The sequence below is a fragment of the Lacunisphaera limnophila genome (assembly GCF_001746835.1).
In the GTDB taxonomy this organism is placed as follows: domain Bacteria; phylum Verrucomicrobiota; class Verrucomicrobiia; order Opitutales; family Opitutaceae; genus Lacunisphaera; species Lacunisphaera limnophila.
This window is the reverse complement of sequence record NZ_CP016094.1, coordinates 161543-182213: the sequence shown is the minus strand read 5'-3', so window position 1 is coordinate 182213 and position 20671 is coordinate 161543. Positions and strand designations below refer to the sequence as shown.

Genomic DNA, 20671 nt, shown 5'->3' with positions numbered 1-20671 from the left:
GCGATCCCGCCCTACAAAATTCACGATCAGCCGCCGCGGGTGCGGTTCAGGTCGGTGAGTTTTTCCAGCAGGGCGGCATCGTCGAGATCGGCGGGCCAGCCGTAGGCGGCGGCAACGGCGGCGTTGAGCGCATCAAAGTCCGGGGCGCGGGCGGCGCGGGCGATGGCGTGGCGCTGCTCCTCCTGGGCTGCGGTCAGGGCGTTGAGCTCGGTGGCCGGCGGCCAGGGGAAGGGGAAGGAATCGACGGCGAGCGTCGGCGTGCGTCGCGAGTGGACCTCCTGCCACCAAAGCACGAAGGCGCGCGATTGAAGGATACCGTGGGTAAAATCATCGTCCCGGGCGACGGCCAGCAGGGTGTCGTCGGGAATCACGGCGCTTTCGAACCAGGTGAACTCCGGCGGGCTGGCGCCGAACGGCGTGGCGAGGAAGCGTTCCCGCCGGGTGAGGGCGGCGCGCAGGCGGCTGTCGGCGTGCGGGTTGACCCACCAGCCGTCGCGGTCGGGCCGCAGGGTGCGGTGGAGGTGGTGGTAGGGGTGCTCGTAGCAGGCGGCCTCGGCCTCGCCCATGTGCGAGGGAAAATCGACCTGCCAGTGGCGGTTGAGGCGGTGCCGGACGGCGACCCCGATAATCTGCCGGACGACATCGGCATTGGGCCGGCCGTTGCGGTTGGGGGTGCGTAGCATGCGATCGGCCATCGCGTCGGGGATGGAGAGGCCGCGCGCCACGCGTTCGCCAATATAGGCGAGACCGGCATTTTCCGGCAGACGACGGGCGGAGGCGAAGGACATGGGGCAGGAGACGGGGGCAAGCGGTGCGGCGCAACGCAATTGACGGAGTGAGATGGCGGGGGGCGGTCGATCAATCGGGGCAGGTTGGGTCGACGTGCGCTCAACAACCCGCCCGGAGGTCGGGTGCCACCTTGGATCGGCCGGAAGGTTCAGTCGTTGAACTGGATCTTGGAATTGGTCTGGAGGTAGGCGGACACGGCCTCGGCGAAGATCGCCCCGAACTCGGCGCGCTTCTTTTCGCCGACACCAGTGATGCCGTCCATCTCGCTGACGCGGGTCGGGTAGCGGCGGGCCATCTCGCGGAGGGTGGCGTCGCCAAAGATGACGTAGGCGGGGACCTTGCGATCGTCGGCGAGGCGCTTGCGCAGGGCGCGGAGGGCCTCGAAGAGGATCTCGTCGCAGGCGATGTCGCCCTCGCGGCGGGTGACGCGCTTCGCCTTGGGCAGGTCCATGGGCTTGGTGAGTGTGATGGGGGCGCGGGAGCGGAGCACCTCGCGGCCTTCGGGTGTGAGTTCGAGCGTGGCGAACTCGCCCTCGGCGACGGTGAGGTAGCCGAGGCGCATCAGCTCGCGGCCGATGGCGGCCCAGGCCGGGCGGGGGAGGTCGCGGCCGATGCCGTAGGTGGTGAGGCGGTCGTGGCCCCAGCGGGTGATCTTCTCGGTGTCGGCGCCGGTGAGGACCTCGATGATATGGTTCAGGCCGACGCTGAAATTGGAATTTTGCGCGATGCGGTAGACGCAGGAGAGGAACTTCTGGGCGACAACGGTGCCGTCGTAGGTCTCGCGGGGCTCGAGGCAGTTGTCGCAGGCGCCGCAATTATCGAGGGGGAATTTCTCGCCGAAGTAGTACAGCAGCTCGGCGCGGCGGCAGCCGGCGCTCTCGGCGTAGTGCACGATCTGGCGGAGCTGGGCGCGGGCGACGGCCTGCTCGTGCTCGTCGGTGATTTCGGCGAGGAAGTGGGTCTGCTTGGCGATGTCGCCGGCGCTGAAGAGCAGCAGGCAGTCCCCGGGCAGGCCATCGCGCCCGGCGCGGCCGGTTTCCTGGTAGTAGCCCTCGATGTTCTTGGGCAGGTCGTGGTGGATGACCCAGCGGACGTTGGGCTTGTTGATGCCCATGCCGAACGCGATGGTCGCGCAGATGATGCGGCACTCGTCGCGGAGGAAGAGCTCCTGGTTGCGGGAGCGCTCGGCGGCGTCTAGGCCGGCGTGGTAGGGGCGCGCGAGGAAGCCGCGGCCGGCGAGGGACTCGGCCACGCGCTCGGCGGTGGCGCGGCTGGCGCAGTAGATGATGCCGCTCTCGTGCTCGCGGGTGCGGACAAAATTGATGATCTGCTTCGCGGGCTGGTCCTTGGGGATGACCTTGTAGGAGAGGTTGGGGCGGTTGAAGCTGGCGACGAAGGTGGCCGGGTCGCGGAGCTTGAGCTGCTTGACGATATCGGCGCGCACACGGTCGGTCGCGGTGGCGGTGAGGGCCATGACCGGGACGTCGGGCAGGAAGTCGCGGAGCTTGGCGATCTGGCGGTACTCGGGGCGGAAGTCGTGGCCCCATTCGGAGACACAGTGGGCCTCGTCGATGGCGAGCGCGGCGATGTTCCAGGCCTTCAGGTTCTCCTGCCAGTTGTCGAGGAGGAGGCGCTCGGGCGCGACGTAGAGCAAGCGGAACTCGCCGCGGTGGAGCCCGCGAAGGCGGGAGCGGGACTCGTCGGCATCGAGGGAGGAATTGAGGAAGGTGGCGGCGACGCCGGCGGCCTGGAGCTGGTCGACCTGGTCCTTCATCAGGGCGATGAGCGGCGAGACGACGATGGTCAGGCCGGGGCGGTGCAGGGCGGGCAGCTGGAAGCAGAGGGATTTGCCGCCGCCGGTGGGCAGGAGGGCGAAGACATCGCGCCCGTCGAGGGAGGTTTCGATGATCTCGCGCTGCAACGGGTGGAAGCTGGCGTACCCGAAGGTGGTTTTGAGGGTGAGGAGAAGATCGTCCACGAAGGGTCAGTGTGGTGGGCGGAGTTTGCGCCGGGCAAGGCTGCAGCGGGAAAATATATTTCCGCCTGAAAAGAGGGAGCGAAAGCCCCCTCCACGATCTCAAGGCCACCGGGACGAGGGCGTCCCGGCTCCAGTCGGGCAGGCATCAGCGCAGGCCGAGCCAGCGGGCGAAGGCGCGGACGGTGGCGGTGAGCGGGTGGCGGCGCGGGGCGGAGCGGGAGACGATGCGGAGGCGGCGGGCGGCGCGATCGGCCTTGGGGTCGACGTGGCCGACGAGGGCGGTGCCGGCGAGGACGGGGAGGGCATAGTAGCCCCGGGTGCGTTTCGCGGGCGGGACGTACACCTCCCAGGTGTAGGTGAAGTTCCAGAGGGCGGCGGTGACGCGGCGGTCGTAGATGAGAGGATCGAGCGGCGCGAGGAGCAGCACGGCGGGCGGCTCATTGGAAATTTGAGATTTCAGATTTGAGATCTCGGCCAGCAGGGGGAGGTCGGATTTGAGGCAGTAGAGGGGCGGACAGCCTTCGACGGTGATGGGTTGGACGAGGTCGGCGACGGCGGGCAGCTCGGTGCGTTTAAGAGCGGTGAGGCGGCGTTGGCGGAGTTTGAGCAGGACTTCCCAGCGGGCGGATTCCGCCGGGGTCGGAGCGGGGGCGGCCAGGATTGGGGCGGGCAGGACGCGCTCGGGCAGGTCGTAGTAGCGGCGGTTGCCCTCGCCGCGGCGGGCGATGAGGAGGCGGCCGTGGAAGAAGAGTTTTTGGAGCGTGGCCTTGGCGACGGTGGCGGCGCCCCAGACGGAGCGGGAGCGCCCGGTGTCGGCGAAATCCTCGGAACTGAGCGGCCCGCGCGCGGCGATCTCGGCGAGGAGATGCGGGGCGAGGGCTTTTTGTTTGGGGGTCAGGCGGCCCGACCACGCACTGGAGCGGCGCGTGCGTTCGCGCATCGCGGCCTGCAGGTGAGGCCAGGCGTCGGTGGTGAAGGCGACCAGGATCCCGGTGGCGGGGAGGTGGTGTTCGAAGGCGGTGCGTTGGGCCGCGGGCAGGAGGGAATCGCCGCCGTGGAGGTGGCGCATGAGGCCGCCCTCGGGGTAGGCGTGCACGCGGTTGCGCAGGATGAGGTCGTGCATCCGGCCGCAGACATTGATCGGGTCGATCTGGATGTAGCCGTGGTGGGCGAGGGCGGTGGCGACATCCGGGGCCGGCGCGTCGAGCAGCAACGCCCGGCGCTGGAAGCGGCGGGCGGTGAGGGGGTCGAGGCGCAGGGGCGTCATGCGGCGACTGTGGCGGCCGGGAAAAACACGCAAAGCATGAAAAGGCGGGACGGGGTGTGCAAACTCGGGGTCGGCTCAACCGGGCAAAAAAAGGCCGCGCCCTGCCAGGCGCGGCCGGATTAATACCAAAGGGGCCGGTTACTTCGTCGGGGCGTTGGCCTGGATCTCGCCGAGGCGACGGTCGAGGGTGTTCATCTCGGAGATGAGGCGCTCTTCCATCTTCTTGCGCTCGGTGCTGTTGACGATGCTCATGTTGGCGGCGTCACGCACGATGTTGGCCGGGAGGGAGAGGATGCGGGTCACAAGGCCCTGGTCCTTGAAGCTGCTGAGGTAGAGGGCGGTGATCTCGTGGGAGAGCTTCATCGCGTCCTGGGCGACGGCCTGCGAGGAGAGGAGCTGGGTGTTGAGCTCCTGGTTGCGGGACATCTCGGAGGTCAGGACGCCGGAGATCTGGTCGGAGACGCGCTGGCTGTAGGCCTGGATGGATTCGCGGGTGAGGTTCTGGTCGGCGGCCATCTCGGCGAGGATGGGCTGGATCTTCTCGGCCATGCGGCCGGAAACCTTGTCGACCTGCTCGTTCTGCAGCTGTTCGGCCTCCTCGGGGCTCTTCGGCAACGGGTTGTAGGGCTGGACCTTCTTGGCGATGGCCTCGGCGAGGGCGTCGACCTTCTCGGCGTTAAGCTTGGCGACCTCCTCCTCGGTCATGAAGACGTCGGCGGCGCGCTTGGAAATGGCGTCCTTGAGGAGCTGGTTGACGGACTCGATATGGCGGCGGGTCTCATCAGCGGAGGCCTTCATCTCGGCGTTGGTCTGCTCCCGGAGTTGGGCGATCTCGGCCTGCTGCCGGGCCGCCATCTCAGCGGCGGTCTTCTGGTTGAACCAGAAAGCGACGCCCAGGATCAGGACGGCGGTGAGGATGATTGCAGGAATCTGGTCTTTTAGCTTTTGCCACATGGAGGGAGAGGGGTTGGGTTGTGTGCTCGGACAGCCCTAGCAGGAGTTAGTTCAAAAGCAATGCCGCCCTTAACCGCCCCATGAGCCTTAACCGTTATGAACAAGCCATCTTTGACTATTGGGACCGGGCGCCGGACGAGCGTCGGCACTGGCAGGGCAAGGTCGCGGACCTGACGCGCGGGGCGGTGGCGCCGGTGGAGCTGGCGCGCGGATTGGAGCGGGAATTGTGGGAGTACCTCGGTGAGCGCAGCGCGCATGTGCCGACGCTGCGGGCGCTGCGGCTGGAGGATCTGGGGCGGGTGAGTTTGCTCAACCTCGCCGAGCATGTGATCCGCCTCTGGGGACCGCCGGTGAAACCGCGAAAACCACCGGCGTCGCGCTAATGGTGGGGGCCGTCACCAGAAGTTTTCACAATTTTGCAATTACTGCATTTACAAAGCGACCAAGTGGATGCATGGGTTATTCACAAGTTATCCACTCGATGGAAAACACCACCAGCTCGGTCCATTTCACGCCGGCGCCGCACCACGTAGAGGTTAGAGCCAAGACCTACGTTCTCGATACGAACGTCCTGCTGCACGACCCGCAATCGATCTTCAAATTTGAGGACAACAACCTCGCGATACCCGTGGAGGTGCTCGAGGAACTCGACGCCATCAAGGGCGAGCAGTCCACCGAGCGCGGCCGCAATGCCCGCCGCGTGCACCGCATCCTGCAGGAGCTCCTGCCGGACTCGCGCTCCATGCATGAGGGCGTGAAGCTGCCCAACGGGGGCACGCTGTCCGTCATCATCAACCGCTACCTCGTCGAGAACAACTGGTCGTCGCCCGCGATGCAGCGGCTGCGGGCGGTGGTCTCGGACTTCACCAAGAAGGACAACCGCATCATCGCGGCCGCGCTCTTCGTGCAGGAAACCTACCCGCCGCCGACGATCCTGGTGACGAAGGACGTCAACGTGCAGCTCAAGGCGCGCGCCGTCGGCCTCGAGGCCGAGGACTACCTCAACGACAAGGTGCCCGAGGCGGTCAGCGACGACGATTCCTACCAGACCATCACGCTCGATGTGTACGACATGCAGCGCTTCTGCTCCGAGGGCGAGTTGGAGATCGGCGAGGACACGGGGAAGCGGCTTTTCCTGAACGAATACGTCCTGCTCATGACGCCCGAGGGCAAGACGATGCCCGCGCGTTACTACGGCGCCAACACGGTACGCCGCCTGCAGCTCCCCGATTTCGTGAAGGCGCCCGGTGGCATCCCGATCCGGCCGCGCAACCTTGAGCAGCAGTTCTTCGTGGACGCGCTGATGGATGACAGCATCTCGCTCGTCACCTGTTTCGGCAAGGCGGGCACGGGCAAGACCCTGCTTTCCACGGCCTGCGCGCTGTTCCAGACGACCGACGAGCGCTCGCGCTACGACGGCCTATCCATCTCCCGCCCGGTCATCGCGCTCGGCAAGGACATCGGCTTTCTCCCCGGCACGCTCGAGGAGAAGATGAAGCCGTGGCTGCAGCCGTACCATGACGCACTCGAGGTGCTGATGCCCTCGAAGCCGCAGAAGGAGCCCCAGTTTGCCAGCAAGAAGACCGCCAAGAAAAAGAAGAAGCACGACGACACGATGGCGATGATGACGTCGGCCCAGCCGTCCCACGGCGGCGGCAACGGCAGCGGGGCCCCGCTGATGAAGCCGTACGAGCGCCTGATCAAGAACGGCGTCGTGGAGATCGAGGCGCTGTGCTTCATCCGCGGCCGCTCGATCGCCCGCCGCTTTTTCATCCTGGACGAGGCGCAGCAACTCACGCCGCACGAGGTCAAGACCGTGATCACCCGCATCGCCGAGAGCTCGAAGCTCGTGCTGATCGGTGATCCGGCGCAGATCGACAATCCCTACGTGGACTCGCGCAGCAACGGGCTGGTCTACTGCCACAACCGGATGAAGGGCCATGCCCTCGCGGCGCACGTGAAGCTGTCGAAGGGCGAGCGCTCGAAGCTCGCCGAGCTCGCGGCGGATCTGCTGTAAGCCGCTATTGTGTAGGGCGGGATTTCCAAATCCCGCCTTTGTCTGATCAGCATGCCGCGTTCGAGGCGGGGTTCAGCCGTCGCCAAGCCAATGGCTGACGCAGTCGGCGACCCCGCCCTACAGCCGATCCTTCCTAGCCAGGAAGCGGTTCCTCACTCCACCCGGAGCTCGCTGATGGCGAGGGGGGCGTCGCGGCCGCCGGTGAGGCGGAGCCAGACGTAACGGCCGCGGAGGCCGGCGGGCAGCACGACCACGGTCTCGCTGCGCTCGCCCTCGGTCGAGAAGACGGGCTCGCCGGGCTGGTCGGGGTTGTCGGAGACCTGCACGTTGAACTTACCGGGATAGCCCCAGCCGCGGCCGCGGTGGTCGAGGAAGATCTTCCGCACGGGGCGGGCGCTGTGCAGGTCGGCGCGGATCCAGGTCCCGGCCTCGTTGGCCGGCACCTGCCAGAACGTGGTGGCGTTGCCATCGGCCATGACGGCCGGGTCTTCCATAGTCGCGGACGACGTCACCACGGGCGGGCCGGCGAGGGTGGAAACGATCGCGTCCACGGCATCCTGCGCGACGGCGGCGGTGGCGGGATCGGCGAGGAAACCGCGCGCGCTGGCGAGGCTGGCCTCGTCGGCGCAGAGGCTGAGCACATGGATCAGGGCGAGCCGGGCCGGCAGTTCGAGGGAAAGCTCGAGAAGCGCGCGGGCCTGGGTGGAGCGGCGGTCGCGGGCCGGGCCGGTGGCCTGGGTGAGGAAGCGGGCGGCGCCCGCGGCGGCGGCGTTGCGAATGGAAGTCTGCGTGGTGCCGACCGCGACGGAGACGAGCACGGGCAGCGCGGTGGCGTCGGGCCAGCGCGCGAGTTCGGCGGTCGCGGCGGCGGCCACGGCCTCGTCTTCACTGAGGGCCAGCGAGCCGGCGCTGGTGAGAGCGGTCTGGCCGGCGATGCGCGAGAGCACGGGGAGCAGGGTCAGGCGCGCCGCGGCATCGCCGGTCTTGAGGGCGGCGACGACGGGGGCGGCGCGGGTCTCGGCGTCATCGGCGCGCAGGATGGTGGTGATGAGCGCGCGGACGGCGCGGGTTTGCTCGGCCTTGGGTTGGGCCCCGAGGGCCCAAGCAATCAGGGCGGGTTGCTCCGCGGGCGGGGCGATGAGGCGCAGGGCGTCGAGCACCTCGAGCCGGAGGGCCGGCTCCCCGCTGTCGCGCAGACTGAAGAGGAAAGGCAGCGCCTCGGTCTGGTTGCGGGCGGCGAGTTGCTGGATGGCGACCGCGCGGGCGGCGGCGGACAAACCGGTGTCGGCGGCGCGGGCTGCGAAATAGTCATCGATGGCCGGACCATGCAGGCGGGTGAGGCTGGCGAACGCGGCCTTGGCCTCGTCCCCTTGGCCGAGGGCCAGGTCGGAGAGTTTTTGGGCCACCGCCACGTTGCCGGGCAGGAGGCCCAGGGCCGCGAGGGCGGCGAGGCGGACGGCGGGTTCCGGTGAGGCCAGCGCGGTGGTCAGGCCCGGCAGCGCGCCGGCATCACCGCTTTGGCCGAGGGCGGCGATCAGGGCGACCTGGACGGTCGGGGTGTAGGCGCCGAGCCGGTCGGCGAGGGCCGCGGCGGAGCCGGGGGTGGGGAGGGTGGCGACCGCTTGGATGGCGACGGCATGGAAGGCCGGCTCGGAGCCGAGGAGGGCGGCGTGGATCTCGGCCACGGCCGAGGCCGGGTTGGCGGCGATCAGGGTGCGGAGGGCGGCCGAGCGCTGGGCGAGGGGCGCGGACGTGTTGCCGTAGATTTCCGTGGCGATGCGGGCGGCGACGGGGGCGTCGGCGAGGCCGGCGGAGACGAGGCGGGAATTCAGGAACGCCGGCGTCGCGGTTCCGGAATGGCGGGCGAGGGCTGCGAGGGCGTCGGCCCCGCCGATGCGGGCGAGGGCCAGCGAGGCGGCGGCGGCCGTGGCCGCATCCTCATTCTGGAGCAGGGCGGCGAGGGCCGGCACGGCGTCGGTGATGCCGCGCGTGCCAATGGCATCGAGCAGGCCCAGGCGGGTGCGGCCGGTGGCGGAAGCCAAGGCCTTGAGGTAGAGCGCATCCACCTGCGGGCCCGGCACGCGGTCGAGAACGAGGCGGGCATAGTCGAAGCGGCTGGCATCGGCGAAGAGCGGGGCGACGGCCTCGAGCGTGGCGGCGGAGGCCTCGGGTGTCCCGGCCAAAACCACATAGCCGAGTTGCTGGGCGGCGTCCTGGGCGACGGCGGTGGCCGAAGCCGGGTCGACCAACACCGCGGTGAGGCTGCGCTCGAGGGCGGCGAGTTTGGCGGGGTCGCGACCGGCGGCGGCCACGGCCGCCTCGTTGGCCGTGGGCGGGCGCGCGTCGTCGTCGAAGGCCCCGGGGCTTTCGCGCCGGTGACGGGCACGGCCGGGGCGGACCCGGTGGTGGTGTCGCTGGAGCAGCCGGCCAGCAGCAAGAGGGAGGCGAGGAGCGCCGCGCGGGGCCCAACGAAGGAGGAGAGGGAGAAGGACGTCATGGGAGGGCGCGGATCAAAGGAGGGAGTACGGGGCGCGGCGAGGGCGGTCGAGGAGACGCGAGGCAAGGGGATCGCCGATGATCTCCTCCGTGGCGGGGTCCCAGCGCAACGGCCGGCGGAGCTGGCGGGCGATGCCGCAGAGGTGGCCGACGGTGGCGGAGCGGTGGCCGATCTCGACGTCGGCGATCGGGCGCTGGCGCGTCCGCACGCAGTTGAAGAAGTCGGTGTGGTGGTCGTTGCTCTCGTAGAGGTGGGCCTCGTCGGCGCGCACGGGGCGGGTGGCGAGAGCGATGGGGTTGCAGACGAGGTAGTCGTCGCGGCCCACGCCGACGGTGCCCTTGGTGCCGATGAACTCGATCATGGCGGGCTGGTTGCCATCGACGCGCTGCACGGTGACGCCGTTGGCGTAGCGGTGCGTCTGGTAGGGCGAGCCCTCGAAGCCGGCGGGGATGAACTCGACGGGGCCGGACGCGTCCATGCCGAGCGCCCACTGGATGATGTCGAAGTGATGGGCGCCCCAGTCGCCGTTCTTGCGGGAGCCGTACTCGAGAAACACGCGCCAGCCGCCGCCGTAGTTGCCGAGGACGCGCTGGGCGTTGTAGGGGCGCCACGGGGTGGGCCCGAGCCAGCGGTCGTAGTTGAAGTCCGCCGGGATGGGTTCCTCGGCGAGTTCGGTGGCGGCGGGGAAGTTGCCGAGGCGGGTGCGGATGAGGGTGATGTCGCCGATCCAGCCGTTGCGGACGATGGTGGCGGCGCGGCGGAAGGCGGATTCGGAGCGCTGCTGCGTGCCGGTCTGGAGCACGCGGCCGGTGCGGCGGGCGATGTTGACCATGGTGCGGCCCTCGCGGACGGTGAGCGTCATGGGCTTCTCGCAATAGACGTCCTTGCCGGCCTGCATGGCGGCGATGGAGACGGCGGCGTGCCAGTGGTCGGGGGTGGTGACGAAGACGACATCGAGGTCGGGCCGGGCGACGAGTTCCTCGTGGGTGGCGTGCAGGTCGACGCCCTTGAACCCGGCGGTGCCGGCGTTCTCGGCGTAGCCCTGCTGGATGCGTTTTTGCATCTTCTCGGCCTTGGTGCGCCAGACGTCGCAGAGGGCGGTGATCTGGCAGTCATCGCGGCCGAGGAGGGCGCCGACGTGGCTGGTGGCGATCAGGCCGTTGCCGACGATGCCGACATTGATCCGGTTGCTCGGGGCCGAGGCGCCGAAGAGGCGGGATGGCAGGAGGAGCGGCGCGAAGCCGGTGGCGAGGATGCCGGCGAGGCCGTGTTTGAGGGCGGTGCGGCGGGTGAGGAGAGCCGGGTTGGCCGGGGTCGGGGTAGACATAGGGAGAGGGCCGGGGCGGGGTAGAGGCTGGCCCGGAACGGGTTGAACGCTTGACGGTCCGGAGGGCGATAGCAAGCGGGGCGACGAGAAGATTTAGTCGCATTGTCGCGCGGGGTACACCCTCGGCGTGACCAGGGTGCGGCGCGGTCATCCGTGGCGCTCCCGGCCGGAGCCGCGATCGCACGGGGAGGGAGCGTTCGCTCCGCGGTCCTGCGCCTCGCGCGGATCCGTTGCGCGGCGCAGGTGGACGAAACGATTTCGGGCAATCCGCTTAGGCGAGTTCCGCCGGCTTCCAGCCGGGGCGGTAGGTGGGATAGAGCAACTGGTCCGCTTCGGGCAGGCTGGTCTTCATCGCGGTCGCGTCCCAGGTGAATTTTTTGCCGACGAGGATCGCCAGCGAACCCAGGCAGACCGTTTCGGTGAACGGCACGGAATACTCGAAATTGGAACCGGCCGCCTGGGGCTGGCCGGCGCGGATGGCGGCGGTCCACTCCTTGTGCGGGTTGCCCTGCGGGACGCGGGGAATGGTTTTCGGCGGGAAGTTCGGCGCCATCGTGCGATGGAGCTCCGCGGGGATGATGCGCGGGCTGTTGCAGTAGTCGTTGCCGTCATAGACGGTCGCCTTGCTGCCGACGATGAGCTGGCCGCCCTGCGCGAGTTCGCGATTGGCCTCGAGCTGGGCCGGTTTCTCCGGCTTCAAGCCGCCTTCATACCAGGTGAGTTTAACCGGCGGTTTGCCGCCCCGAGCGGGGAACTGATACTCGACGATGGCGGACGTGGGGAAGGCGACCGGGCTCGCCCCGACGATCTTTTTGAGTTCGACGGAGGTCGGCGCGCCCAGATCCAAGCCCCAATACGCGGCGTCCATCAAGTGGCAGGCCATGTCGCCCAAGGCGCCGCAACCGTAGTCGACATAACCGCGCCATTTGAACGGGTGAATCTCGCTGCTGAAGGGCCGGTCCGGCGCGCGGCCGAGGAAGGAGTCCCAATCAAGCCCGGCGGGCACCGGCTCAGCCTTTGGCCAGGCGGGCATGCCCTGCGGCCAGACCGGACGATTGGTCCACACGTTGACTTCGCGGACGTCGCCAATCACGCCGGCGTCGTGCCACTCCTTGACGAGGCGAATGCCTTCGCCGGCGTGGCCCTGGTTGCCCATCTGGGTGCAAACGCCGGTGAGGCGGGCGATCCGGAGCAATTCCCGCGCCTCGCCCACGGTTTGGGTGAGCGGCTTCTGCACGTAAACGTGTTTGCCCATCAGGATCGCCATGTAGGCCGGCAGGAAGTGCATGTGGTCCGGCGTGGAGACGCAGACGGCGTCGATCTGATCATCCATCTCGAGCAACATCTTGCGGTAATCCGTGTAGCGTTTCGCGTTGGGAAACCGGGCGATGAGCTTCTTGACGTTCGAGAGGGGTTCCTCGCCGGGCTTCGTGTCCCAGGGGTTGGGCGTACCGACCCAATCGATATCACAAAGGGCGACCACTTCCTCGTCCTCATGGGCCATGATATCGCTGTAGCCCTTGCCGCCGCAGCCGATCTGGGCGAGGCGGATCTTGGCGCCCGCGGCGATCGGCCGGGGTTTGCGCGGATTGCGCTGGAGGGTCGTGCAGCCGGCAAAGCCGAGGAGGGCGGCAGCCAGGGCGGAGAATTTAATGAAATCGCGGCGGTTCTGGGGGGCGGGGTGATACATGGAGGATGAACGTTGGGGGGATGACGAAGCGGGTGACCGGGATCGCACTGACCAGGGGAATGGGTGAAGTTAACTCCTTTCCTGGCCGAAGCGCTAGACGAATGTCAGGGGGGCGATGGGGTAAGGTTAGAATCCAACCACGAGATCACGGGTGCGATCGGTGGCCGGCGTGAGAATTGGGAGCCCTATGGGTTGGGGTGCCACCCTTAATCCTTCACCTCGACCTCCGCGGGTTTTTCCTCGTCCTCGGCCTCCTCGGTCTCGTGGTCGAGGAGGCTCGGTTCCTCGGCGCGCTTGGCCAGCCACTCCATGACGCCGGCGAAGATGCCAGTGAACATGAGGTCGCCGAAGAGGGTGTTGCGGAAGAAGAAGATCGTGGGCGGATACTCGGGGTGGCCGATGGTCATGGCCTGCCACCAGCCGGCGAGGGACTTCGCGTAGAACGGATCGGAGAACCAGGATTGCGTGTTGGTGATGAAATAGAAAACCAGGGCGCCGATGAGCGAGCCGTTGAGCAGCCAGAGCCAGGACTTGCGGCGCGACACCCAGGTGCCGAGGCCCAGGGCGAGCCCGAAGCTGGCGGCGCGGGCAATGAAGCCGCTGAGTTCCCAGTGGTAGCCGTATTCGCGGGCGTAAAACCAGTTGATGTACAGGTCGGTGAGGCAGAGGCCGGCGAAGGGGATGAGCCACATCCAGCGGTTGCGGAAATAGACCGAGCCGCAGAAGGCGAGCGCCATCAGGGGCGGGAAGTTGGCCCAAGCCATGTCCAGGGTCGGCAGAAGCCGATAGCCGAGGGCGAGGATGATGAGGATGAGGGCGGCGTTGCGCACAGCGGGGATCTAGCCGGCTAAGCGGGCGGGGGACAAAACGAAAAATCGGGCATTATTTGTCATTCTGTTCGCAGGCGTTCTCGGCCTCGCGGGCCATGAGCCAGAGCAGATCGGAGGCCCGGTTGACAAACTGGAGCAGGAGCGGGCGCAGATTCCGGCCGTGAGTGGCCAGGGTGACGAGGCGGCGCTCGGCGCGGCGGGCGGTGGTCCGGGCGACTTCCAGCGCGGCGGCATACGGGGTGGTCCCGGGGGTGGCCCAGCCGTCGAAGCGCAGGCCGCGGGCTTCCAGCGCCGTGACGGCCGTGTCCAGCCGGGCCAGATCGGCCTCGGTGAGGCGGGCGAAGCCCGAGGCGGCGTGGCGCGCGGCATCCTCCTCGGCGCAGGCCACCTCGCCCATCAGGGCGATGAGGTTGTGCTGGATGCGCTCCAGCTCCGGGGCGGCGCAGCCGGGCGGGCGCGCGGACTTGGCGACGCCGAGGGCGACATTGAACTCATCCAGCGTGCCTACCGCCTCGACTTGCGGGTGGTCCTTCGGCACGCGCTGCCCGTAGAGCAGGCTGGTGGTGCCGGCGTCGCCCGTGCGGGTCGCGATGGACGGGGAAGGCATGGTAGAAAGAGTGAGGGTGGAGCGTGAAAGGGAGGGGGAGGGGAGGAAGTCGGCGAAGGTGAGGGCGGGTAGGGGGCCACCTTCACGTTCCCTTTCACTTCATCACTTCTTGGCCGCCTCGCGGGTCAGTTTCTTGAGGGCCTTGAGCTCGGGGTCGATCACGGTGAGGACGTCCTTGGCCATGCGATCGATGAAGAGGATGCCTTGGAGATGATCGTGTTCGTGGAGCACGCAGCGGGCGAGCAGGCCGTTGCAACGCAGGGTGTGGGGCACCCCGGCCAGGTCCTGGAATTTCACCGTGATCTCGTCGGGGCGGACCACGTCGCCCCGGATCTCGGGAAAGGACAGGCAGCCTTCCTCATAGGAGGTGGTTGGTTCCGGCACTATCTTCACATCGGGGTTGACCACCACGAGGGGCATGAAGAGCTCGAGGGGCGGGCGGGCGCCGTCGTATTCCCAGGTGAAGTCCGCCTCGGTTTCCCGCAGGTCCAGCACGCAGAGCTGGAGGGGATGGCCGATCTGTTGGGCGGCCAGGCCGATGCCCTGGGCCTCGTGCATGGTATCGATCATGTCGCCGGCCAGGCGGGCCAGGGCGGCATCAAAGGCCGTCACCGGCGCACCTTTTTTGCGCAGGACGGGGCTGTTGAAGTGAACAATCGGGAGAACCATGGGTCAGGTTAGTCTCGCAAGGTGCAAGACCGCCCGGTGGGCGGCAAATAAATTTGTTTCCGCTGCCCGGCCAAAACGTTATGAACCATTCCATGTCCCCGCCCGCTTCCGCCTCCGCCCGCGGTCCGCGCTTTGGCTGGTCTGGCTGGGTCTGGGGGTGGGTTTGTTGCTGGTGGCCTGGCTGCTGCCGGTGAACGTCAAGTCGCTGAATCCGGCACTTTTGCGCGAGGCCGGCCGGGGCACGACCCCGGTGGCGGGATTTGGGCGCGACCTGTTGCAGCGCGACAAGCCCGGCCCGGCCGCACTCGTGCTTGAGGCGGCGCGCCAGGTGGCGGATCCCGCTGCCCCCGAGCTGGGCACGGCGTTCGAGGCCTATGCCGCGCTGCATGCCGACCTGATGCCGTGGGGCGGCTGGGATGTCGCTCTGGAGCCGCTGCTGGCGGCCCGGCCGAGCGGTGACGGTCGTTCGCAGCCCGTGCTGAATTTCATGGTGACGCAGCAGGCGCGCGACAACCTGCGCCGTTACCTGTCGGTTTCCCGACTGCCCGGCGTGCAGACCCTGCTGCGGACGGCGGCCCTGACCACGACCCAGCGTTTTGTGCCGGCCGGCCGGCCGGGCGGCCAGCCGCTGGATGCGGTGATTCTGCTGACCGCGTACCTCTGGCAGACCGAGCACCTCGCGGCGGGCTTGCAACGCGAGGTGCGGGCACAGGCCGAGGCGGCGGTGGCCAGCGGCAACTTGGGCGAGCTGGAAGATTTCTACCTTGATGTCCTGACGCTGGGCAAACGGCTCAATTGGGTGCAGTTGTCCGAATTGCTACGCACCACCGGCAGCCTCGCGACCGTCGGGCAGTTCGCGCACCTCGCCCGCCTGGCGCCCGAGCACCTGCCGGTGATCTACACGGCGGCCTTGCTGACCCGGTCGGCGGACGGGGTGGCGGCATACCTCATCGCTTTCGGCCAACCCGGGGCGGAGCACCTGCGGCTGGCGCTGACGCACGGCGAGGGGGCGGTGAAACAGCTCGTGACGCGCCAGGCGCCGGTCACGGCCGGGGCGGGGCCCGAGTTCGAGTGGGGCGCCGGGTTCGCGCTGCGGCACCCGGAGCTGGCGCTGCTGGCGAAATACGCGGCGTTTCTCGGCGGCGTGTTCCTGCTGCTGCGGGCGGTGGACCTGCGGCTGTTCCGCCCGGTGGAGCAGCTGTTGCGCGCCGGCTTTCCGCGCATGGGCAGCGGGCTCATCGCGGCCATCCTGACCTTCCTCTTCTTCGTTTTTTCCGAGCCCTTCCTGCTGAAGGCCGCGCCCCTTTCCGACTACAGCCTCAGGCTCAGCATCCCCGTCATCGGCGCCACCGCGGCGCCCACTCCCGATCCTTCAACCCCCGCCACCACCATGGACCTCTCCACCATCCTCTCCATCACCCTGTTTGCCGCCATCCAGGTCGGCATGTATGTCATCTGTCTCCTGAAGATCGCCGAAGTGGCGCGGCAGGACGTGGAACCCGCCACCAAGCTCAAGCTGATGGATAATGAGGAGAACCTGTTCGACGGCGGCCTCTACATCGGCATCGCCGGCACAGCCACGGCGCTGGTGCTCCAGGTGCTCGGCCTGATCGACGCCAACCTGCTCGCCGCCTACTCGTCCAACCTCTTCGGCATCGTGTGCGTTGCGCTGGTGAAGATCCGGCATGTGCGGCCCTACAAGCGTCAGCTGATCCTCGCCATGCAGCGGTCCGCCACCACCTGAGGAGCCCGGCGATGAACAAGACCCTCCTCCTGATCATGTGCGACTTCATGTTGCTCAATCTCCTGGCGCTCACGCGCTGGGAGAAGGCCGAGCCCTCGCACACCCGGCTGGAAACGGCCGCGCCGCGTTCCGCCGAGGCCGCGCCGGCGATCAACGCCGACATGGTCGAGCTCATGCGCGTGTCGTTGGAAGATGAGAAGGCCGCGCGCGACCAGCTCTCCGCCCAGCTCGGCTCCACCCAGGGCGCGCTGGCCGAACGCGAGAAGAATGTCGCCGCCCTGCAGCAGCAGAAGGGCCAGCTCGAGGGCGCCCTCGGTTCCACCCAGGCCAGCGCCCGGGAGCTGGAGCAGCGTTACACCGCGGCTGCGCAGGACGCCTTCCTGACCAAGGAGCAGCTGGCCCAGCTGCAGCGCGAGCTGGAGGAGAAGCGCGCCGAGGCCGCGCGGCAGCAGGCGGAGCTGGTGCGCATGGAGCGGCAGCAGGCCGAGGCCCGGCAGCGCATCGAGAACCTCAATGTCGCGGTCCGGGTGGCCGAGCAGGAGAAGCAGCTCATCGCCCAGAACCTGGTCGAGGCGAAGCAGCAGGTCGAGGTGGAGCGCCTGGAGCGGGTGAAGGTGCAGGAGCAGACCACGGTGCTGGCGCAGGGGGTCGGCCAGCTGGCGGAGCAGTCGGGGCAGCTCAGCCAGGAGCTGCGGGACAACCGGCCGATCAACCCGAACCTGATCTTCTCGGAATTCCTCGCCAACCGGGTGCAGACCAGCCTGACCGCGCGGCGGGCGGGCCTCTTCGGCCCCGCGGTGAAGGAGAAGACGGCCCAGACCGTGCTGGTGAGCGACGGGGACCGGGTCTACGCGCTCATGCACCTGAGCGACACGCCGTTCACGCTGAGCGAGGTGCCGACCGATTACGACCAGGTGACCGGCCGGCTGGCGCGCGGCTCGTTCAACGCGCCGATTGCCGAGCTGAATTTCCTGCGGCTCGACCCGCGGCTGGTGGTGGCGCCGGTCGATCCCGCCCTCTCGGCCCTGATGGGGACCAAGATCTACCAGCTGGCGAAGGAGCCCTTCAAGTTTCCCGATGCCGTGCTGGTGCGGGCCGACGACGGTCGCTACGGCGAGACGCCCTTCCGGATCGACCCGGCCAACGCCAGCTACGTGAAGCTGGACAACCGGATCTCGACGCGCCTGTTCGGCGAGATCGCGCCCAAGCGCGGCGACCTGGTGTTCAGCAAGACGGGCGACCTGATCGGCATCATGGTCAACAACGACTATTGTGCGGTGCTGGGGAATTTCGCCGCGTCGCACAAGTTGCAGGCCGGGGACAATCCCGAGCCGAAGACGAGCACGATCCTGGCGGACCTGCAGACGCGGTGGTCGCGGCTGCCGATCCGGCTGCAGTGAGCTTGGAAAGTAAGAATTAAGAAGGAAGAGTTAAGAAAAGGGGAGGCCGGCCGGGCGGCCCTGGCTGCCTCATTCCCAATTCATCCCTCTACCTTCGATAGCGGGCCGCTCCGGTGTTTACAGGCGCGCGCCCGCCGGGCTGAATGGCCGCCGTGCATCTGTTACCCGACCTGCTCGAGTCCCTCGCTCTGAACGATCCGCCGGCCTACCTGGCGGTCTTTCTCGGCGTGTCGCTGCTCATGCTCTGGCGAATCGAGGCGATGCTCGACCAGGGGCTGGAGGGCACGGCGCTGGGGACGCTGCTGCTGCCGTACTGCTCAGGGTTGGGCAACCTGATCTTCGTCGGCCTGATGGTCGGCAAATTCGGCGGCGGTCGCGAAGTGCTGACCAACAGCCTGGTGAACAATGTCACGAATCTCACGCTCTTGCTCGGCCTGCCCGCGCTGTTCTGGGGGCTGACGATCATGCCCAAGGCGGCGGGGAAAGTGGCGACGGACCGCAAGAAGGGCGGCGGGGGCGGGGAGGCGCAACTCAACCGGCTGTCCCTGCTGCTCACGCTCGCCGCCGTGCTGTTCTTCACCGGCGCGGCCTGGCTGCTCGGCCGGGACGGCCGGCTCGACCGCACCGATGGGATCGCGCTGATCGGCCTGTTTCTTTTCTGGCAGTGCGTGCAGGTGTTCGACGTGCTGAAGCACAACGTGCGGCAGCGGGTGAGCTTCGGGTGGAAATTCTACCTCAATGCCGCCGTGGTGCTGGTCTGCGCGTATTTTCTCTACGAGTCGATCGACTGGCTGGTGGCCTGGCTCTCGGCGCAGCGGCACGGTTTCCTGAGCCGCGACAACCTGGGCTGGCTGACCGGCTGGCTGATGGTGCTGCCCAACGCCATCCTCGCGCTCTACTGGGGCTGGCGGCGGCGGGCCGACGTGGTCTACAGCTCGCAGGTCGGCGACGGGCATATCTGCATCCCGCTTTGCCTGGGGCTGTTTGCGCTTTCGGGCCCGTTGCCGGTGCCGCCCTTCGCGCTGAACTCGCTGCTGCTGCTCGCCGGCGTGGCGGTCGTGCAGGCGGGCTTCCTGCTCATCGCGGGCGGCCTCCCGCGCTGGGCGGGCGGGGTGATGTGCCTCGCGTACGGCGGGTTCGTGTACGCGGGACTGGTCGGCTGAGGGCGAAAGGAAGAAGGAAGAAGGAAGAATTAAGAAACGAAGCGGGGTGTTCGCTGCCTTAATTTCTTAATTCATCCTTCTTCCTTCTAACTTTGTTTTACTCCAGCGGGTCCTCGCGGAACTTGGCCGCGAGTTCCACGAAGGGTTTTTGCGCGGAGAGCCAGTGGGCGTCGGCGCGGATCTCGGTCATAGACTTCGCCGTGTGGTTGCAGAACAGATAGGCGGCCGGACCCAGGCGGATGCAGGCGTCGAAGTGGGCGCCGTGGGCGTTAGGGGCGAACTCGAAGTCGCCCACGGCCATCTTGCGGCCCTCCATCTCCACCTGCAGGGGCGCGATGTCCGTCTTGAAACGGCGCTGGTAGGAATCGGCGCGGGGACCCTCGTAGGCGAGGATGGCCCCGGTCTCCCGGGCGAGTTTGACCAGCACCCACTCATCAAAGAGGGGCTGCCGGTAGAGCGTGTGCATGCGTCCGAGGGCGTGAACGACAGCGGTGCGGGCGTCGGCGAGATTCATCCCCCGGATATTTGGAGCGGGTCGGGCCGAGGCCAGACTAATATGCCGCGCGCCGACTTTGAAAACGGTTTAACCATTCGCCCGGGGCGAACCTTTCCGTTGGACAGCCGCCACCGGGCGGCGCAAACTGCCGGCTCACCCCATGAAGACCCCCGTTGCTCCTGTTGCTGTCCTGCTCCTGGCCTTAGCTGTCCGCCTGTCCGCCGCGCCTGACGCGGCCTGGCTGGGCCATGACCGGGAGCGCCCGCTGCCTCCCGTGGTCAACCCGGGCACCTTCAGCACGCCGGACCAGCCCGGCGTGCCACCTTCCGATGCGGTCGTGCTGTTCGACGGGAAGGGGATTTCCGCGTGGGCGGCCATGGACGGCAGCCCGACCCAATGGGTGGTGAAGGACGGGGCGCTGGAGTGCGTGCCCGGCAGCGGGTACATCCGCACGCTGCAGGCCTTCGGCGACTGCCAGCTGCACATCGAATGGGCCGCGCCCGCCGAGGTGAAGGGCGACAGCCAAGGCCGCGGCAACAGCGGCGTGTTCTTCGGCCTGGGCCGCTATGAGATCCAGGTGCTGGATTCGCATGAGAACAAGACCTATGCCGACGGCTCGGCCGGCTCGATCTACAACCAATATCCGGCGCTGGTGAACGCCACGCGCCCGCCCGGCCAGTGGCAGGCCTACGACATCATCTGGACGGCCCCGCGCTTCGACGCCGAGGGCAAGCTGCTCAGCCCCGCGCGCATGACCGCCTTCCTCAACGGCGTGCTGGTGCAGCACAACGCCGAGCTCACCGGCCCCACCACCTGGATCGGCCGTCCGCCCTACCAGGCCCACCCCGAGCGCCTGCCGATCGCCATGCAGGACCACGGCAATCCGGTCCGCTACCGCAACGTGTGGGTGCGGGAACTGGGCCAGCACCGCCATCCGGAGTTCGTGCTGCCCGAGGCGCTGCTCGAGACCTACGTGGGCGACTACGGCCGGCCGGGTCAGTGGAACACGGGGAAGGTCCGCCGCCTGCCCGACGGCCAGCTCGGCTTCACCTTTGCCGGCGCCGACCTGGTGCTGTTCGCCGCCTCCCCCACGCATTTCTACGCCAAGACGACCGACGTGCAGGTGAAGTTCGACTTCACCGGCGAGAAGAAGAAGATGCTGGTCACCGTCGGTGAGGATTTCTCCCGCGCGATGGTGCTGGAGCGCGGCACCCCGTGAGGGCCCGGGCGGTGCAGCCGGCGA

Annotated in this window: 17 protein-coding genes; 6 read left to right on the top strand and 11 right to left on the bottom strand. The window is 68.0% G+C overall.

Features of this window, described 5'->3' with window-relative positions; genetic code table 11:
• Positions 1 to 26: 26 nt before the first annotated feature.
• From Verru16B_RS00800 to Verru16B_RS00785, 4 genes are all read right to left on the bottom strand, one after another.
• Complete coding sequence (locus tag Verru16B_RS00800; RefSeq protein WP_069960506.1) at positions 27 to 788, bottom strand: hypothetical protein; 762 nt, start codon at positions 786 to 788, stop codon at positions 27 to 29.
• A gap of 149 nt (positions 789 to 937) precedes the next feature.
• A complete protein-coding gene (gene recQ, locus Verru16B_RS00795; RefSeq protein WP_069960505.1) occupies positions 938 to 2767 on the bottom strand; it encodes a DNA helicase RecQ in 1830 nt (609 codons plus the stop codon).
• A 145-nt stretch (positions 2768 to 2912) separates the two neighbouring features.
• Entirely contained in the window at positions 2913 to 4034 is a 1122-nt protein-coding gene (locus Verru16B_RS00790) for a DNA glycosylase AlkZ-like family protein (RefSeq protein ID WP_069960504.1), read from the bottom strand.
• Between the two features lie 138 nt (positions 4035 to 4172).
• Positions 4173 to 4988: a hypothetical protein gene (locus Verru16B_RS00785; RefSeq protein ID WP_069960503.1), complete on the bottom strand. Its 816-nt coding sequence runs from the start codon at positions 4986 to 4988 to the stop codon at positions 4173 to 4175.
• A gap of 80 nt (positions 4989 to 5068) precedes the next feature.
• Here Verru16B_RS00785 and Verru16B_RS00780 point away from each other — a divergent pair, with 80 nt between their 5' ends.
• Complete coding sequence (locus tag Verru16B_RS00780; protein WP_069960502.1) at positions 5069 to 5371, top strand: hypothetical protein; 303 nt, start codon at positions 5069 to 5071, stop codon at positions 5369 to 5371.
• A 98-nt stretch (positions 5372 to 5469) separates the two neighbouring features.
• Positions 5470 to 7005: a PhoH family protein gene (locus Verru16B_RS00775; protein WP_069960501.1), complete on the top strand. Its 1536-nt coding sequence runs from the start codon at positions 5470 to 5472 to the stop codon at positions 7003 to 7005.
• Between the two features lie 152 nt (positions 7006 to 7157).
• Here Verru16B_RS00775 and Verru16B_RS00770 read toward each other — a convergent pair whose 3' ends face one another.
• The 6 genes from Verru16B_RS00770 to def all read right to left on the bottom strand — a co-directional run bounded on the left by Verru16B_RS00770 (position 7158) and on the right by def (position 14625).
• Positions 7158 to 9317 carry a HEAT repeat domain-containing protein gene (locus Verru16B_RS00770; protein ID WP_069960500.1) on the bottom strand — a complete coding sequence of 720 codons (2160 nt, stop codon included), beginning with the start codon at positions 9315 to 9317 and terminating at the stop codon, positions 7158 to 7160.
• 198 nt (positions 9318 to 9515) lie between these two features.
• Positions 9516 to 10829, bottom strand: a complete 1314-nt coding sequence (locus Verru16B_RS00765; RefSeq protein WP_069960499.1) for a Gfo/Idh/MocA family protein — start codon at positions 10827 to 10829, stop codon at positions 9516 to 9518.
• A 271-nt stretch (positions 10830 to 11100) separates the two neighbouring features.
• A complete protein-coding gene (locus Verru16B_RS00760) occupies positions 11101 to 12519 on the bottom strand; it encodes a Gfo/Idh/MocA family protein (protein ID WP_083269994.1) in 1419 nt (472 codons plus the stop codon).
• 206 nt (positions 12520 to 12725) lie between these two features.
• Positions 12726 to 13349: a DUF6580 family putative transport protein gene (locus Verru16B_RS00755; protein WP_083269993.1), complete on the bottom strand. Its 624-nt coding sequence runs from the start codon at positions 13347 to 13349 to the stop codon at positions 12726 to 12728.
• A 52-nt stretch (positions 13350 to 13401) separates the two neighbouring features.
• The gene (locus Verru16B_RS00750) at positions 13402 to 13956 is read right to left on the bottom strand and encodes a cob(I)yrinic acid a,c-diamide adenosyltransferase (RefSeq protein WP_069960497.1); all 555 of its coding nucleotides are present in this window, start codon (positions 13954 to 13956) and stop codon (positions 13402 to 13404) included.
• A 102-nt stretch (positions 13957 to 14058) separates the two neighbouring features.
• Positions 14059 to 14625, bottom strand: a complete 567-nt coding sequence (gene def / locus Verru16B_RS00745; protein ID WP_069960496.1) for a peptide deformylase — start codon at positions 14623 to 14625, stop codon at positions 14059 to 14061.
• Between the two features lie 172 nt (positions 14626 to 14797).
• On the opposite strand from def, the gene Verru16B_RS00740 reads away from it, so the two are divergent.
• From Verru16B_RS00740 to Verru16B_RS00730, 3 genes are all read left to right on the top strand, one after another.
• Positions 14798 to 16369 carry a hypothetical protein gene (locus tag Verru16B_RS00740; RefSeq protein WP_157772096.1) on the top strand — a complete coding sequence of 524 codons (1572 nt, stop codon included), beginning with the start codon at positions 14798 to 14800 and terminating at the stop codon, positions 16367 to 16369.
• A gap of 11 nt (positions 16370 to 16380) precedes the next feature.
• On the top strand, positions 16381 to 17769 hold the full coding sequence (locus Verru16B_RS00735; RefSeq protein ID WP_069960494.1) for a coiled-coil domain-containing protein: 1389 nt from the start codon (positions 16381 to 16383) through the stop codon (positions 17767 to 17769).
• Between the two features lie 152 nt (positions 17770 to 17921).
• Positions 17922 to 18932, top strand: a complete 1011-nt coding sequence (locus tag Verru16B_RS00730; RefSeq protein ID WP_237023453.1) for a sodium:calcium symporter — start codon at positions 17922 to 17924, stop codon at positions 18930 to 18932.
• A gap of 97 nt (positions 18933 to 19029) precedes the next feature.
• Here the strand turns inward: Verru16B_RS00730 and Verru16B_RS00725 are convergent, their stop codons facing one another.
• Positions 19030 to 19446, bottom strand: a complete 417-nt coding sequence (locus Verru16B_RS00725) for a hypothetical protein (RefSeq protein ID WP_069960492.1) — start codon at positions 19444 to 19446, stop codon at positions 19030 to 19032.
• A 142-nt stretch (positions 19447 to 19588) separates the two neighbouring features.
• On the opposite strand from Verru16B_RS00725, the gene Verru16B_RS00720 reads away from it, so the two are divergent.
• A complete protein-coding gene (locus Verru16B_RS00720; protein ID WP_069960491.1) occupies positions 19589 to 20647 on the top strand; it encodes a 3-keto-disaccharide hydrolase in 1059 nt (352 codons plus the stop codon).
• Positions 20648 to 20671: the final 24 nt, after the last annotated feature.

Excerpts from the sequence above, each read along its gene's own strand:
- Verru16B_RS00800 (WP_069960506.1), bottom strand. The coding sequence starts at position 788 with ATGTCCTTCGCCTCCGCCCGTCGTCTGCCGGAAAATGCCGGTCTCGCC.
- Verru16B_RS00790 (WP_069960504.1), bottom strand. The coding sequence starts at position 4,034 with ATGACGCCCCTGCGCCTCGACCCCCTCACCGCCCGCCGCTTCCAGCGC.
- Verru16B_RS00785 (WP_069960503.1), bottom strand. The coding sequence starts at position 4,988 with ATGTGGCAAAAGCTAAAAGACCAGATTCCTGCAATCATCCTCACCGCC.
- Verru16B_RS00780 (WP_069960502.1), top strand. The coding sequence starts at position 5,069 with ATGAGCCTTAACCGTTATGAACAAGCCATCTTTGACTATTGGGACCGG.
- Verru16B_RS00775 (WP_069960501.1), top strand. The coding sequence starts at position 5,470 with ATGGAAAACACCACCAGCTCGGTCCATTTCACGCCGGCGCCGCACCAC.
- Verru16B_RS00765 (WP_069960499.1), bottom strand. The coding sequence starts at position 10,829 with ATGTCTACCCCGACCCCGGCCAACCCGGCTCTCCTCACCCGCCGCACC.
- Verru16B_RS00760 (WP_083269994.1), bottom strand. The coding sequence starts at position 12,519 with ATGTATCACCCCGCCCCCCAGAACCGCCGCGATTTCATTAAATTCTCC.
- Verru16B_RS00750 (WP_069960497.1), bottom strand. The coding sequence starts at position 13,956 with ATGCCTTCCCCGTCCATCGCGACCCGCACGGGCGACGCCGGCACCACC.
- def (WP_069960496.1), bottom strand. The coding sequence starts at position 14,625 with ATGGTTCTCCCGATTGTTCACTTCAACAGCCCCGTCCTGCGCAAAAAA.
- Verru16B_RS00735 (WP_069960494.1), top strand. The coding sequence starts at position 16,381 with ATGAACAAGACCCTCCTCCTGATCATGTGCGACTTCATGTTGCTCAAT.
- Verru16B_RS00725 (WP_069960492.1), bottom strand. The coding sequence starts at position 19,446 with ATGAATCTCGCCGACGCCCGCACCGCTGTCGTTCACGCCCTCGGACGC.
- Verru16B_RS00720 (WP_069960491.1), top strand. The coding sequence starts at position 19,589 with ATGAAGACCCCCGTTGCTCCTGTTGCTGTCCTGCTCCTGGCCTTAGCT.